Annotated in this window: 13 protein-coding genes; 7 read left to right on the top strand and 6 right to left on the bottom strand. The window is 47.5% G+C overall.

Annotated elements, in window-relative coordinates; genetic code table 11:
* The first annotated feature begins 92 nt into the window (after positions 1-92).
* The 5 genes from H8792_RS05375 to H8792_RS05355 all read left to right on the top strand — a co-directional run bounded on the left by H8792_RS05375 (position 93) and on the right by H8792_RS05355 (position 7,681).
* Positions 93-1,535: a 2-isopropylmalate synthase gene (locus tag H8792_RS05375; RefSeq protein ID WP_185977913.1), complete on the top strand. Its 1,443-nt coding sequence runs from the start codon at positions 93-95 to the stop codon at positions 1,533-1,535.
* Between the two features lie 578 nt (positions 1,536-2,113).
* Positions 2,114-3,577, top strand: coding sequence for a decarboxylating NADP(+)-dependent phosphogluconate dehydrogenase (gene gnd, locus H8792_RS05370; protein WP_185977912.1), 1,464 nt, complete (start codon positions 2,114-2,116; stop codon positions 3,575-3,577).
* Positions 3,578-3,581: 4 nt separating this feature from the next.
* The gene (gene zwf / locus H8792_RS05365) at positions 3,582-5,066 is read left to right on the top strand and encodes a glucose-6-phosphate dehydrogenase (protein ID WP_185977911.1); all 1,485 of its coding nucleotides are present in this window, start codon (positions 3,582-3,584) and stop codon (positions 5,064-5,066) included.
* A gap of 23 nt (positions 5,067-5,089) precedes the next feature.
* Positions 5,090-5,776, top strand: coding sequence for a 6-phosphogluconolactonase (gene pgl, locus H8792_RS05360; protein WP_185977910.1), 687 nt, complete (start codon positions 5,090-5,092; stop codon positions 5,774-5,776).
* Between the two features lie 111 nt (positions 5,777-5,887).
* Positions 5,888-7,681 carry a Na/Pi cotransporter family protein gene (locus H8792_RS05355; RefSeq protein ID WP_185977909.1) on the top strand — a complete coding sequence of 598 codons (1,794 nt, stop codon included), beginning with the start codon at positions 5,888-5,890 and terminating at the stop codon, positions 7,679-7,681.
* Here the strand turns inward: H8792_RS05355 and H8792_RS05350 are convergent.
* Genes H8792_RS05350 through H8792_RS05330 form a run of 5 tightly spaced genes read right to left on the bottom strand, consistent with a single transcriptional unit; the run spans position 7,678 to position 13,026 of the window.
* Positions 7,678-8,952, bottom strand: a complete 1,275-nt coding sequence (locus tag H8792_RS05350) for a hypothetical protein (protein ID WP_194947648.1) — start codon at positions 8,950-8,952, stop codon at positions 7,678-7,680. The genes H8792_RS05355 and H8792_RS05350 overlap by 4 nt on opposite strands.
* Positions 8,933-9,637, bottom strand: a complete 705-nt coding sequence (locus H8792_RS05345; protein WP_185977907.1) for an ABC transporter ATP-binding protein — start codon at positions 9,635-9,637, stop codon at positions 8,933-8,935. The genes H8792_RS05350 and H8792_RS05345 overlap by 20 nt, the downstream gene beginning before the upstream one ends.
* 8 nt (positions 9,638-9,645) lie before the next feature.
* Complete coding sequence (locus H8792_RS05340) at positions 9,646-10,953, bottom strand: ABC transporter permease (RefSeq protein WP_185977906.1); 1,308 nt, start codon at positions 10,951-10,953, stop codon at positions 9,646-9,648.
* Positions 10,950-12,182 (bottom strand): ABC transporter permease, encoded by a 1,233-nt coding sequence (locus tag H8792_RS05335; RefSeq protein ID WP_185977905.1) that lies wholly within the window; start codon positions 12,180-12,182, stop codon positions 10,950-10,952. The genes H8792_RS05340 and H8792_RS05335 overlap by 4 nt, the downstream gene beginning before the upstream one ends.
* 19 nt (positions 12,183-12,201) lie before the next feature.
* On the bottom strand, positions 12,202-13,026 hold the full coding sequence (locus tag H8792_RS05330) for an outer membrane lipoprotein-sorting protein (protein ID WP_185977904.1): 825 nt from the start codon (positions 13,024-13,026) through the stop codon (positions 12,202-12,204).
* A 117-nt stretch (positions 13,027-13,143) separates the two neighbouring features.
* On the opposite strand from H8792_RS05330, the gene H8792_RS05325 reads away from it, so the two are divergent.
* Positions 13,144-13,632: a hypothetical protein gene (locus H8792_RS05325; protein WP_185977903.1), complete on the top strand. Its 489-nt coding sequence runs from the start codon at positions 13,144-13,146 to the stop codon at positions 13,630-13,632.
* A gap of 16 nt (positions 13,633-13,648) precedes the next feature.
* Here H8792_RS05325 and H8792_RS05320 read toward each other — a convergent pair whose 3' ends face one another.
* On the bottom strand, positions 13,649-14,068 hold the full coding sequence (locus H8792_RS05320) for a secondary thiamine-phosphate synthase enzyme YjbQ (RefSeq protein WP_185977902.1): 420 nt from the start codon (positions 14,066-14,068) through the stop codon (positions 13,649-13,651).
* A gap of 123 nt (positions 14,069-14,191) precedes the next feature.
* Here H8792_RS05320 and H8792_RS12575 point away from each other — a divergent pair, with 123 nt between their 5' ends.
* Positions 14,192-14,446: a (2Fe-2S)-binding protein gene (locus H8792_RS12575; protein WP_185977901.1), complete on the top strand. Its 255-nt coding sequence runs from the start codon at positions 14,192-14,194 to the stop codon at positions 14,444-14,446.
* Positions 14,447-14,488: the final 42 nt, after the last annotated feature.

Raw genomic sequence — 14,488 nt, 5'->3', positions numbered from 1 at the left:
CAATTTAATAGCGCAGGTTAATTGTTACAATTTTTTCAGAGTCGAAAACAGCACTCGATGAACTTCAATTGAATTTGGTAACGAGATAACAGATGAACACCATGAATTTTCATAAATACCGCCCAACGGTGACTCCCGATTTACCCAATCGTCAGTGGCCGAACCGTCGCCTTACCAAGGCGCCTATTTGGGTGAGCGTCGATCTAAGAGATGGCAACCAAGCTTTAGCGAAACCCATGACCGTGGAGCAAAAGCTTAAACTATGGGATAAGTTGGTGTCGATCGGTTTTAAAACCATCGAAATCGGTTTTCCGTCGGCAAGTCAGTTGGAGTTCGATTTTACCCGCCGTTTGATTGAAGAAAACCGTATTCCGGACGATGTGACGGTTCAGGTTTTGGTCCAGGCGCGCGAACACCTTATTCAACGTACTTACGAAGCGCTTGAGGGAGTCAAACAGGCAGTCGTGCATGTTTATAACACGACATCTCAGGTTCAGAGAGACAACGTTTTTTGTAAAAACAAGCAGCAAATCAAACAGATCGCAGTCGATGGCGCGACCTGGGTGCAGGAATATGCCAAACACTATCCGCTAACCGACTGGGTTTTCCAATATTCCCCGGAAAGTTTTTCGCAAACGGAAACCGATTATGCAGTCGAAGTGTGTCAGGCGGTAATGGATGTCTGGAAACCGACACCGCAAAATAAATGTATTTTAAACCTTCCGGCAACCGTCGAAAGCAGTTCTCCGAACCGTTTTGCCGATCAGATCGAATACTTTATTACTCATATGCAAAACCGCGAATCCGCCATTATTTCGGTACATACTCACAATGATCGGGGTTGTGCGGTAGCGGCGGCCGAGTTGGCGATACTTGCCGGAGCCGATCGAGTGGAAGGGACGCTTCTAGGAAACGGCGAGCGTACCGGTAATATGGATATCGTGACGCTGGCGATGAATCTGTATAGCGAAGGAATTGATCCACAATTGGATTTCACCCATCCGGACGAGTGGGTTGAAGTCGTAGAAGAAGTGACACAAATTTCAACGCATATCCGCCATCCGTGGGTAGGTCAGGCGGTTTATACCGCTTATTCCGGATCGCATCAGGATGCAATTCGTAAATGTCTGTTGAAGCAGAATGACGATCAACCCTGGAATGTGGCCTATTTGCCGATCGATCCGAAAGATATCGGTCGAGATTACGAAGCGATTATCCGCGTTAACAGCCAGTCCGATGTAGAGTTTTTGAAGGTTCAATTGAATGGTCAGACCTGGCAGGGAATGGGACAAGGTACTTTGAGCGCGGTTTGTGATGCATACCAAAAACAATCCGGACAATCGATCGATATCATCGATTATTCCGAACATGCGTTACACGACCCGATTCCTGATTTACATGGGAATACCGGCAAGGATGCTATGGCGATCGCTTATGTCTATTTGAAATCAGATCAAGGTAAAAAGGTCGGCGTTGCCATAGCGCAAGATACCGTTTCGGCAATGATTTTGGCCTTCTTTAACGCAACGATTTAATACGTTTAAAATTTCTCCGATTGATTCCCTCTGTTTTCATTGTTAAGTTTTTAGGATTAACTTTGAATCAGGGGGATTTTTTTAGCGCTCTCTGTAGAAATTCTCGCCAGGTTTGTTTAAGTAAGCATATTTTTTGCTTTTTTTATTTTAAGCACCAATCGAGGATGTTCAAAATATGCTCGACGTGCCGAAAATAACGGTCTTTTCAGCTTTAACTCCGCTATTTGGCGGGAAAATCAACCCGTTTTTTCTTACTTCTGTGTTTTATATACTTATTTCGAATTGCACTGTTTTAGAGCATTTAATAGATTTTTTTAGATGTTCTGCATGGAAGGCAAGAAAATTTTAAGAAACTTTTTTCCACTTAAAAAAATTGCCTGAAAAGACCATTTTTAAAGTAAGACTTTATTAAAACTTTAATAGTATAAAACAACAATATAATGCTGAATAATTGGAGAAAGTATCAATAAGTCCGAATGACTTCAAACATAGCAAATTATGCTTTATTGGTGCTTTTTTAAGTTTCGAGCAAAGAATTTTTTCTCGAGTAGAAATACTAGAGTGTTTTAGGAGAAATCATGGCAGCAGACAAGGCTGATATCGGTTTAATTGGTTTAGCCGTTATGGGGCAAAATTTGGTTTTAAATATGACCGACCACGGTTTTAAAGTAGCGGTCTATAATCGCTCACGTCAAAAAACCGATGAATTTATCGCTGCTGAACCGGATAACGAAAAGCTATTTCCTTATTTTGATTTGGAATCTTTTGTCGCAGGATTAAGTGCTCCGCGAAAAGTAATGTTAATGGTCAAGGCCGGAGAGGTGGTTGATCTGTTTATCGATCAATTGGTACCGCTTTTGGAAGAAGGCGACATCATTATCGACGGCGGCAACTCTTTGTATACGGATTCCAATCGCAGAACGGCCGAACTGAAAGACAAGGGCATCTATTTTATCGGTAGCGGTGTTTCCGGTGGAGAAGAGGGGGCCCGCCACGGTCCTTCGATTATGCCTGGCGGAAACCCTTTAGCCTGGGAAGCGGTAAAACCGATTTTTCAATCGATTGCCGCGAAAGCGGACGAGCAACCTTGCTGTGATTGGGTCGGTGACGGCGGAGCGGGGCATTATGTCAAGATGGTGCATAACGGTATCGAATATGGCGATATGCAGTTGATTGCCGAATCCTATCACTTGATGCGCTATGGCATGGGGTTGGCGGCCGACGAATGCCAAGCGGTATTTGCCGAATGGAATCAAGGTGTTCTTGATAGTTATCTAATTGAAATTACAGCCGAAATTCTTAAATTTAAAGATGAAGGTGGCGAACCACTGGTCGATAAAATTTTAGATGCGGCGGGTCAAAAGGGAACCGGTAAATGGACCGGGATCAGCTCTTTGGAGTTGGGAATGCCGGTAACGCTGATCACCGAATCGGTCTATGCTCGTTGTTTGTCCGCTTTGAAAGACGAGCGTATCAAAGCCGAAGCGCATTTCGGCAAACCTTCAGCACCGCCTTCCTTAGGCGAACAGGAAAAGTCGGAATTGTTAAATGCGATTCACGATGCGCTGTATGCTTCAAAAATCATCTCTTATGCGCAAGGTTATATGCTGATGACCGAGGCAGCCAAGGAGTTTGCATGGAGTCTGAACTACGGTGCGATCGCCCTAATGTGGCGTGGCGGCTGTATTATCCGCAGTACATTCCTCGGAGAAATTAAGGCCGCTTACGAAAAAGATCCGCAGCTGACCAACCTGCTGGTGGCGGATTTCTTTACTTCGGCATTAAAAGATGCCGATGCCAATTGGCGTAAAGCAGTTATTTTCGCGATTCAGCAGCAGATTCCTACACCGGCTCTCAGCTCGGCTCTGGCCTTCTTTGACGGTTATAAAACCGCGAATCTTCCGGCCAATATGCTTCAGGCGCAACGCGATTATTTCGGGGCGCATACTTATGAACGTGTCGATGCTCCACGTGGAACCTATTTCCATACCGACTGGATTCAATCCGGCGGTCGAATCAGCTCAACAACTTACGAGGTCTAAAATTATGCCGGAACCATGTACTTACGTTGTCTTTGGCGCAACCGGTAACCTGTCAATGACCAAATTAATGCCGGCGTTTTATCACTTGGATGAACACGGCAGACTGGAAAGTAACGTTAAGATCCTTGCGATAGGTCGCCGTAATTGGGGTCGTGAACAGTGGATCGAAAGCGTAAAAGAGGCAGTGGTTCCGAAAGCGCGAGGAGGGATTAAAGATGAAGTCTGCGAGCGATTCTGCGGTCGTCTGGATTACTTCAAGATGGATGTCCTCGATGAGCTTTGTTACCAGCGTTTGAAAGAACACATTCACGAAAACAACTGGCCGACTAATATCGCCTTTTATCTATCTTTGGGACCGGATCAATTTGCGCCGGCAGTTGAACGTCTTGGTCGTAATGGTCTGCTCGACGAATCCGACGGCTGGAAACGTGTGGTACTGGAAAAACCGTTCGGTTATGACATGGAAAGTGCCAAGCAGTTGCAGAAGCGACTGAATAACTTCCTTAAAGAAGATCAAACTTACCGTATTGACCATTATCTTGGTAAAGGAATGGTGCAGAATATCATGGTATTCCGCTTCGCTAACCTGATGATGGAGCCTTTGTGGAACCGTAACTATATCGATCATATTCAGATTACCCACGCCGAAGATCGACCGATTGGAACCCGTGCCGGTTACTACGATACCAGTGGTGCCATGCGCGATATGATTCAATCGCATCTGTTGCAGCTTTTGGCTCTGGTTGCTATGGAACCGCCGGCATCGATGGATGCCGAGGACCTGCGCAACGAAAAAGTGAAGCTGCTTAAATCGATTCGCAAAATTTCCAAAAAGCAGGTTAATGCACAGGCTTATAGAGCACAGTATTCCGAAGGGAAGGTCAACGGTAAAGCGGTGCCTTCTTATTTGAATGAACCGGGAGTGGCCGAAGACAGCGTGACCGAAACCTATGCTGCCATGAAATTATATATCGATAACTGGCGCTGGGCAGGTGTACCTTTCTATATTCAAACCGGTAAAAATATGCCGAAAAACCGCACCATCGTTGCAATCTGTTTCAAGCATCCTCCGAAGCAATTTTTCCGTGAATCTCAGGTGAAAAAGATGGATCCGAACTGGATTGTTTTCGGAATTCAACCGGAAGAGTCGATTCGCGTCGAAATGACTGCCAAGCAGCCGGGTCTTGAAATTCAGACCGAACAGATCAGTCTGGATGCGGCTTTAAAAGCGGAAGTTGAACACAGTTATGACGCTTATGAAGAACTGTTGCTGGATGTCATCAAGGGCGATCGTTCGTTGTTCTTACGATATGACGAAGTTAAAGCGGCGTGGGATGTAGTCGATCCGGTTCTTCAGGCCTGGGCGTCGGAAAGTTCCTATATCGATACTTATCAGTCGGGAACCTGGGGGCCGCAAGGTGCTTCGAAATTATTCGATACTTCGGAACAGGCATGGCGTTATCATTTCGAGCCTGAATCACACAATTAAGCGTAAAAAGCCAGAGGTTAAAAATGCAGTTACCGGAAGATTGGCGCTGTTTCGAAGATGCCGAGTTACTGGCACAAACCGCTAAGGAGTATATTTGCTCGGCGGCGGAAAAAGCGATTCGTGAAAACGGCGCTTTTCATCTGGTAACTGCCGGTGGAACGACTCCGAATCGTATCTATCAGTTGCTCGGTGAAAGCGAACGCGATGATTGGCAATTCTGGCATATTTATATGGGCGACGAGCGCTGTCTGCCTTTGGATGATCCGGAACGGAATCGTACGCCGTTAAAAGAGATGTGGCTGGATAAATGCAGCGTTCCGTCAAGCCAGATTCACTATATGGCAACGGAGTTGGGCGCAGAAGCCGCTTTAGAGGATTATCAAACCCGGTTGCTGTCAGTTCCCGTTTTCGATCTGGTTATGCTCGGTATGGGAGAAGACGGTCACACCGCCAGTTTGTTCCCCGGACACAGTTATGCCGAAGGTTGCGATTTGCTGATCGAAAGAGATTCGCCGAAACCGCCGCCGTTAAGATTAACGCTTTCCGCCGAGCGTCTTTCGGCAAGCTGTGAAGTGTTAAAGTTGATTACCGGTGCCGGAAAACAACCGGCACTTAAAGCTTGGTTGGAGGGTGAGAATCTGCCGATTTCATGGATTTCCGCTAAAGAAACTCATCAGGTTTGGATCGACTTGGCCGCGCGTCCGGATTAAATTTTCTAAAAATGTCAGCTAAGGCCGCTTGTATTTAAAAAGCGGTTTTTCTTTTTATAACCGTGCCAAAGGCGGTATGATTGAGTTTCATATCTTGATTGAGACTGGATTATGCAGCGGTTTATTCGGCTCTTTTCTGTTTTATCTTCTCTGTTTTTCCTGTTTTACGTTTCCGATGTTCTGGCACAAGACGGGGATCAAAACAAATTAAACTGGTTTGAAATGCTGGTGTGGTTCGGCGGTGGCCTGGCACTGTTCCTGTTCGGTATGGAGCAAATGATTCAGGGGGTGATGTCGGTCGCCGGAAATCAGATTAAAAATATCCTCAAAAGTCTGACGAAAAACCGGGTAATCGGTGCTCTGACAGGCGCCGGTCTTACCGCTATTATTCAATCTTCTTCTATTACCACCGTACTTTCAGTAGGTTTTGTATCGGCGGGTTTAATCAGCCTTAGCCAAGCCGCCGGAATCATTATGGGGGCCAATCTCGGTACCACCATCACGGGGCAGATCATCGCCTTTAAAATAGATAATGTAGCCTTGCTGATGATCGCAGTCGGTTTTTTGATGCAGTTTATCGGCCAGCTTAATAAAACCCGTTCTATCGGGCAGATGCTGATGGGGTTGGGGTTACTGTTTTTTGGTATGGATGTGATGAGTCAGGGAATGGCTCCGCTTAGAAGTTATGCGCCTTTTCTCGAGTTGATGACGGAATTACAGAACCCGTTGTTCGGTATTCTGGTCGGGTTGGTTTTTACCGCCTTAGTACAATCTTCTTCGGCAACTATCGGGATTGTCATTGCCATGGCCGGCAACGGTCTTTTGACTTTGCCGGTTGGAATAGCATTGATTATGGGGGCGAATATCGGTACCACCATTACCGCCATGCTGGCGACCATCGGCAAATCCCGCGATGCACTGCGTGCCGGTTTGATTCATCTGTTTTTCAATTTACTGGCGGTTTTGATCTGGCTGGCGTTTATTCCTGAATTAGCCAACTTTGCGACCATGATTTCCGATCATGAGTTATTGACCAGTACCGACGATTTCCTGTTGTTGGCGGAAAATACCCCGCGGGAAATCGCCAACGCCAATACGATTCTCAACCTGTTCAGTTTGATTGTTTTTCTGCCGACAATCCCATTATTTGTCTGGCTGGTGACCAAGATCGTACCGGTGATAGAGGATGAGAAAGCCGGTAATGAGATCAAGGCGGAATCACTTGATGAAAGCTTTATTTCCACCTCTTCGCTTGCTTTGGAAGCGGTGGTTCTCGAACTTGGCCACTACGATAAACATCAGGATCTGTTTTACAAACGGGTGGTCGGTTTAATTTCCGATCCCAAGCTGGAAAAGCTGCGCAAAGAGACCGAAAAAATTCAAAAATTCCGTGCCTATCAGCGGCAGATAATCAGTTATTTGGGACGAATCGGTCAGGAATCCTTAACGCCGAAAGAGCAGCAGCAGCAGGTTCAGTTAATGATGGTTATTCACAGTTTGGAATCGATGATGGATGCCATAGAACATAATATTTTCCACGTTCTGCATCGCTTGATCCAAAACGATATCAAACCGAGTGAAACCATGCTTAATCTGGTGGGTCAGTTAACTTCCGAAGTCGGTAAGGCGATGACCAAGTCGGTGCATAGTATTATCGATAACGATAATGACGCCGCCATTTCCGTGATTGCGGTTGAAGCAACCGTCGAGCACTTGATTCAGGAAGCTTTAAACCATCAATTACGCCATTTCCAACCGACTGAAGAACGCTTGGGGATTTTTCGTTACGAAATGGAATTGATTGAAGGTTTTAAACAGCTGTACAGCTTGGCGAAAAGGATCGCTCATCTCCGTCTGGAAATCGATCCGAACGCCGTCAAGCCGGAAAGTGCCAAGATTTCTTAAAAATAATACTGGTATTGCAGATAGAGCTGTTGCGGATAGGCGACGACTTCGTCGCTTAGATCCGATACCCTGATGCCGCTGAATTCAGTGCCGCTATTACCGCGTGCATATTGCCAGCCACCGAGTAGCTGGCTCTGGTCGGAAAGAGAGTATTGCGCGTTCAGATTCCATAAAGAGCTACCGTCCTGCAAATTGAAAATCGCGCTGCCACTTAAATTAAATAGCGGCGTGATTTCCGCGGTTAGAGTGACATCCGCATAATGACGATTAAGGGTAAACAGTTGTCCGGAATCGAACTTATCGAGGAGATCACTGTCGAGGGATTGCAGATAAGGACGGGATTGACTGCTGCCGTAACCGTTATAGAAGTATTCGATTGCATAGGTGAAATTGCGGTTAAGCCAACTGAATGCACTTTGAAAGTTAGCCACCGAACTATACACCCAGTTCTGGTTGTCGTGATTATATCCGGCTATCCAGTCGAGATTCCAAACACCGTCCAGCCAGTTGCCGGTCATCTGCAGTGCAGCGAGAGTTTCGTTTCGATCCTGACTCAAAATCCATTGGCTGTCGACGGTTTCGCCGTAGTGATACAGCTTGAAACCAAGGCTGCTTGAAGAAACATCGATATCGCCGTTCAAATTTCGCCGCGGAATAACAACTCCGCTTAATTCATCGCCATCGATCATCAGTTTTTGCCAGCTGAGCATATCGATACCGGGTTTATATTCTCGGTCATACTGATTCGGTGCAAAAGGATTAAACCGATCCAGAGGGTTGAACAGAACGCCGTTGCCCCAGGTGATGGCTTGACGGCCGACCTTAAACGAATAGTCGGCGGCGCGATAGGTTGCGTTGAGACGATCCAGTCTTTGATAGACGAATTTGTCGTCCTCGTTGACGAGATTGTTGGTTAGATTGAAGAGTTGCGTCTGATCGAGGTCGAAGGCGTCGTATCCGGAAACCGAACTGCGCTTCGCCAGCAGAGTTTGGCTTTTGACTCCCTGAAGCTGGTAATCGACATTGAAATGCCAAGCTTGAAAATCGTCCTGCCACTTGAGACGAACGTCCGCCATCAGCAAATCGGTTTGTTCGTCGCTCGGGCTCGGATAATTATTTTCCGGCCACAGCTGCCAAAAACCGGCTCCCTTAAAGTGCCCTTGAAGCGGCGATCCCAAAGCAACCAAGGGGCAAGTCAGGCTAAAGATAAAACCGAGCCTTATAGCCCGTTTAATTGCGTTTGAGCGATTTTTAATCGGAAACGATTTCATCGGAGACAATTTTTCCGTCTTTCAAATGGATTTTGCGTCTCGCAGAGTCGATCACCTGTGGATCGTGACTGGAAATCACAAATGTCATTTTATGAGTTTGGTTGAGATGTTTCATTAAATCGATCAGCTCCTGAGAGTTTTGCGAGTCCAAATTAGCGGTCGGCTCGTCGGCAAGGACGATTTTCGGTTTGGAAACGATCGCCCGTGCTACGGCGACCCTCTGTTGCTGACCGCCGGACAATTCCGCCGGGCGTCGGTTTTCCATATTTTGCAAACCGACCTGATGCAGCATTTCGCGGCTCTGTTTTAATGCCTGCTCTTTTTCCACCCCTTGCATCTGCAAAATAAAGGCGACATTTTCCAGAGCGCTGAAAACCGGAATCAGATTATAAGACTGGAAAATAAAGCCGATCTCCATCAGACGCAGGTCGGTCAACTCGGCTTCACTCATCCGGTTTAATTGATATTCGCCAATACTCAATTCACCGGATGAGGGACGATCCAGTCCGCCGATCAGGTTTAACAGGGTGGTTTTACCGGAACCGGAAGGACCGTAAAGGGCGATAAATTCCCCGGAACGGATCTGCAGATCGAGATGGTCGACTGCGTAAATCGTCCGGTTACCGTCCTCAAAGGTTTTCGTCACATCCTGCAATAACATTAGGCTTTCAGATAAGTCGCTCATATTTCATCCTACGCGATTCTATTGGAAGGTTTCAGTTGCGCCACGCGGGTCGAACGCCAGATCGGAACAGCGGCAATCATAATTAAGGTGACGACCATGGCGGCACTGACGTCAAACCAATCCTGCCACTCGATATTCAAATACAGTATGCGGTCGACGCCGAACCAGGCTGCGCCTTCCGATAGAAAGCCCAGGTCGATGCCATCGCTGACCGATGCAATCAAAGCGATCATTGCTCCCCAGGAAACCAGCAGTGCAATGGCGAGAATCCAGACCAGTTCCAGCAGCAGCATCCAGCGTAACGCCGAAGATTTTAGGCCGATGGTATACAGAGTGGTGAATTCGCGGCGTCGTTCGTAAAGCGACATCAGCAGGGTATTGATCATACCGAATAGCATCAAAACCAGAATCATTGCAATCCACACCCAGTTGAAGCTGTCCATCATTTTAATGCTGGCGTTGGCGAAGGGTTGCAGGCTCTGCCAGGTCTGAACGTCGAGTTCGGGAAATGCCTGCTTCAGTCGGTTTTTCAAGCGATTTAACGGGCTGTTTGGGGTATCGTTGAGAATCTGCTGAATATCCAGCGGTTGCGAGCTGTTAAGGGTGATTTCGCTGTATTTGTTATCGATATCGAGCCAGTTTTGCACGGTTTTCAGATCGGCAAACACCATCGCCGCTTCGGCGTTCGGATCACTGTGACGATAAAGACCGACAATGGTCAGACCGATCTCTTTCAACTTACCGTCGTTTCCTTGCGACATTAATACGACCTTACGGCCTAAATCGGTATTCAGGCGTTTAGCGAGTTTGGCTCCGATAACGATCTGATAAGTGGAATCCTGATTGAGAAATTGGCCCTGATGCACGGTTTTGCGAATAAAATCCAGGGGGCGTCCGGTTTGCGGTTCGACACCGAGCAGTTGCACCGGATAGGTTTCATATTCGCTCTTGATCATCGCCGGTAATTTGAGGTGTGCGCTGAAATCGCGAATCGGCAGGGATTTCAGTTGAGTAAGCTGACTGGAAGTCAGCAGCATACTGTGTTCGACATCCGGATTGTCCTGATAGTGGGGGGCGTGTAGTTGCACTTCTCCGCTCAAGCTGTTCAGGGTGTGGTCGAGCATGCTCTTTGCCCAGGCCTGCATCAGACTGTAGAAAAACAGGCTCGACATCAAGCCGAGGGCCGTCACCAGAATCAGGATCAAGCTGCGCCGCGGATTACGCCACAGGTTACGCCAGGCAAAGCGATTAATCAGCGCCGGATTGCCGCTTTTATGGATTGGCATAGTTTGCTGTTCAGCGGTTTTTTGTTTCATAACTGTCTTCCCGTCAGCGGTTTAAGGCTGCGCATTTTAAACAGTACCATCGCACACAGCAGGATTAAACCGAAACCGAATACCGCCGGTGCGAAACCGACGCTCAGCAGACTTAGAACCGGATAAAGTGTATCCGATAATCCGAACTGGGCGAAAACGCCTTCGGAACCGGGCAGGGTAATACCTTGAAAAATAAAGTATTCGGTCACCGCCATGCCGAGTAAGACCCCGCTGATCAGACCCAGAAGGGTGGTAAAGACGATCTCCAGAATCAGAATCTGACTGATTTGGATCGGCTGCACGCCAAGTGCATTGAGGAGGGAAAATTCGTTCTGCCGTTCCAGAATCGACATATAAAGGGTATTGAGTAGAATCAGAATAACGATCAGCAACAGTGCGGCATACCAGAGGATGGCACTGCTTAAATCCAATTCAATCGCTTGATCCAATGCCGGTTGCAGTGCCTGCCAGTTACGGAAACGAAGATCCGAATCGGTCAGGGATTGGAGTTGCGGCATAACCAGCGGTTTTAAATCGGCGGCCTGGCCGATTTCCGCAGTCATGAACACTAGTTGTTGGGCTCGATTCGGCATGGCAAACAGGATTTGAAAATCGCTTAGGGTAATTTGTGCCAGTTGGCGGTTCAACTCGGGAATGTGGGTGTCGGCAATACCGACAATCTCATACAGATCGATTGCCAGACTGCCGTCGCGGTCTTCGCCCAATAGTTGCACTTGATCACCGACTTTACTGCGCAGTTGCGCTGCCAGTTGTTTACCGAGAACGATTTTGTGATCGTCACTGTTTTGCAGGTAACGGCCGCTGATGATCTTTTTTGCCAGCGACGAGAGTTGCGGTTCTTTATCCGGTTGTACGCCCATGATTAGTGCACCGCGGTTTTGCGTGTCGGCATTGTTGCTGAGGATGACATAGGTTTGAGCCCGAAAACCATAAGCACTCAGCGAGTCAACCTTATCCAGAACCGATGACCATTGATCGGAATAGACAAAGCTGTGCTCCAGATTAGGCTGTTCCAGAAAATCGCTTTGTTGGATCTGTGCATAACCGTCCATCAGCTTGAGATTCTGTTCTTTCATGGTGTCGTAAATGCCGAATTGAAACGACAACATAAATACCAGCATCAAGGTCGTCAATCCGACCGCAGCAACGGTAATCCAAGTGCGTTTACGGTGCCGCCAGAGATTTCGCCAGGCAAGAGAGATGAGCATATCGACTCCGTCTATTCAATCAGGGTTTCGGCGCCGACCACGGACGCGGTGTTTTCAGATTCGACTGAGTAAACAGATAACTCGGCAGTTGTAGATCGAACCACACCGCATCCGTGACGACCTGAGTCCATTGATCGGGTTTATCGGATCGTGTCATGCGCATCACCTTCGGATAAGGGCGGCCGCTCACCTGCATAATCTGCAGAGTCTGCATGCTTTTTACCGCTTTGCCGGTCTGATCGTAAAAAGTTTCATTCAGCAGTAATCCGTCAGCACGGATAATCAAGGTTTCTTTGCCCCAGACAACCGGGGCGTTCTGATGCGGAATCAGTGTCAGGTGGTAAAGCGTATTGCCGTTCTCGTCGTTTTCGGTTTTATCGATTGAGGCGTCGTAATATTTCAGAATCTGGTCGGTTTTCGACAGGTCGTTGTAGGAGAAGTCCGATCCCATCCACGATTGGCTCATCATGCTGGTCGGCAGTTTGGTAATGCGCTGCAGTTTCGGGGTAAACAGCCACATCTCTTCGTCGAGTTTCAGGGTGGCATTTCCGGCATCCTTCGGCGGGTAGGTAAAACGGATCAGCGAGCGATCCAAACCTTCGGTCCAGCCGATCATCGACATTTTACGCTGCCATTCCGGACGGTGAATTTCCATGCTTATTTCACTGTAGGAGCTTTTACCTCGCCACAGTTCAAGGGCTTGTTGAATCAGCGTTTTGGCCGTCGGTTGTTCGGTTTTATTTTCAACCGGTTTTGTCGAGGATTCGGCAGCATGCGCATAGAGCGGAGTCGCAAGAAGCGCTACAATAAGCGTCGAAAAAATCATCCGGGGCAAGCGAAGCATAATGACCTCGTAGTTTGATCATGGTGAGTTTCTACTATAACGCCTGTAACGACGTTGGAGATGAAACAAATCAATTTTTATTGTGAAAATGCTAGAAGAAAAAGGGATTTCAGTTCTATGTGCGGCGGTGTCGAATACGAGTGGGAAGGCGAAGAAATGCGGGTCTATTTTCCCTATCCGAATGCCAAATTACCGGTGGTTCGTCGCGACGGAGCAATTGAGCTGGTTACCTGGGGGCGACGCAACGAAGAAAACGATCCGGAAGCGTCCATGTTTCCGGTCAACGGCTGGGTGCGCGAAGACAGTTATGCCCGTGGTGATTCGATGTGGAATCGTTACCGTAATAAGCCGGTGCGGATTGCCGTCGATGCCTTTATGGAGAAAGACGACAGCGGTAAATCACACTGGTTTGCCATGCCGAAAGGTGAGTGTTTGCAAGGGCTGTTACTGGTGGTCGACGGCAAATGGCGCGTATATGTGATGACGACCACTCCGCCGGAAAATGCGATTCCGAAAATCGACAGTGAAAATCACGACCTGTTCGGCGCTATTGAAACCGAACCGGTGCAGATTCATCAACGCTGGCCGATGCACAGGTCACTTTGATTTCCTCCGCTATTTTTTATTCTCCGTTCAAGGTCACGATCAGCGTTCGGCTGCCGCCGTGATCGCGATGCTCGCACAGATAAATTCCTTGCCAGGTGCCGAGATTTAATCTGCCGTCGGTAATCGGAATATTCAAACTGAACCCCAAAAGGCTGCCTTTGAGATGTGCCGGCATATCGTCCGGCCCTTCGTAAGTATGGGTATAGTAAGACTCGTTTTCCGGCACCGTACGATTGAAAAAGCTTTCAAAATCGGTACGCACCGACGGGTCGGCATTTTCGTTAATGGTCAAAGACGCCGAAGTGTGTTGAAGAAAGACATTCATCATTCCGACCTTAATTTCGCTTAATTCCGGTATCTGACGCAACAGATCGTTGGTAATCAGATGAAAACCACGGCAGCGCGGTGCGAGATGAATTTTATACTGGTGCCACATAATTCAATTCCTTTTGTGTGTTACCTTGAATTGTAAAGCAGTGAGTCAATTTATCCACTACAGGAAGTCTGGAACCGTTTAGAAATGGTTTTAAAGTGCGCTTTTCAATAGAATAAGCGTTTGGTGTTTAAATTTTCTTTGGAAGTTGAAGTGGCGCAAACCGGAACTTGGGAATACGAATTGCAGAAGAGTCCGCAGAGAAGTCTGTGCGTCTGCTACGACGTGCCGAAAATCGATATTATGCAGGCGATTGAAAACGGCGCCGATTCGATTGCCGGGGTAACGGCAAAAACCTACGGCTGTCAGGGCAGCCAGTGCTGCGAACGTCAGGTTCAGCGTTTGATCGACATGTATGACAAAGACAAAGATTGCGATTAAAAACCGTTTTGCCCCTTTAAAATCCGCCAAGTCGTCCGCATA

Source organism: Thiomicrorhabdus heinhorstiae (assembly GCF_013391765.2).
Lineage (GTDB): Bacteria > Pseudomonadota > Gammaproteobacteria > Thiomicrospirales > Thiomicrospiraceae > Thiomicrorhabdus > Thiomicrorhabdus heinhorstiae.
This window is presented reverse-complemented; position numbering and strand designations above follow the sequence as displayed.

Excerpts from the sequence above, each read along its gene's own strand:
- H8792_RS05375 (WP_185977913.1), top strand. The coding sequence starts at position 93 with ATGAACACCATGAATTTTCATAAATACCGCCCAACGGTGACTCCCGAT.
- gnd (WP_185977912.1), top strand. The coding sequence starts at position 2,114 with ATGGCAGCAGACAAGGCTGATATCGGTTTAATTGGTTTAGCCGTTATG.
- zwf (WP_185977911.1), top strand. The coding sequence starts at position 3,582 with ATGCCGGAACCATGTACTTACGTTGTCTTTGGCGCAACCGGTAACCTG.
- pgl (WP_185977910.1), top strand. The coding sequence starts at position 5,090 with ATGCAGTTACCGGAAGATTGGCGCTGTTTCGAAGATGCCGAGTTACTG.
- H8792_RS05355 (WP_185977909.1), top strand. The coding sequence starts at position 5,888 with ATGCAGCGGTTTATTCGGCTCTTTTCTGTTTTATCTTCTCTGTTTTTC.
- H8792_RS05350 (WP_194947648.1), bottom strand. The coding sequence starts at position 8,952 with ATGAAATCGTTTCCGATTAAAAATCGCTCAAACGCAATTAAACGGGCT.
- H8792_RS05345 (WP_185977907.1), bottom strand. The coding sequence starts at position 9,637 with ATGAGCGACTTATCTGAAAGCCTAATGTTATTGCAGGATGTGACGAAA.
- H8792_RS05340 (WP_185977906.1), bottom strand. The coding sequence starts at position 10,953 with ATGAAACAAAAAACCGCTGAACAGCAAACTATGCCAATCCATAAAAGC.
- H8792_RS05335 (WP_185977905.1), bottom strand. The coding sequence starts at position 12,182 with ATGCTCATCTCTCTTGCCTGGCGAAATCTCTGGCGGCACCGTAAACGC.
- H8792_RS05330 (WP_185977904.1), bottom strand. The coding sequence starts at position 13,026 with ATGCTTCGCTTGCCCCGGATGATTTTTTCGACGCTTATTGTAGCGCTT.
- H8792_RS05325 (WP_185977903.1), top strand. The coding sequence starts at position 13,144 with ATGTGCGGCGGTGTCGAATACGAGTGGGAAGGCGAAGAAATGCGGGTC.
- H8792_RS05320 (WP_185977902.1), bottom strand. The coding sequence starts at position 14,068 with ATGTGGCACCAGTATAAAATTCATCTCGCACCGCGCTGCCGTGGTTTT.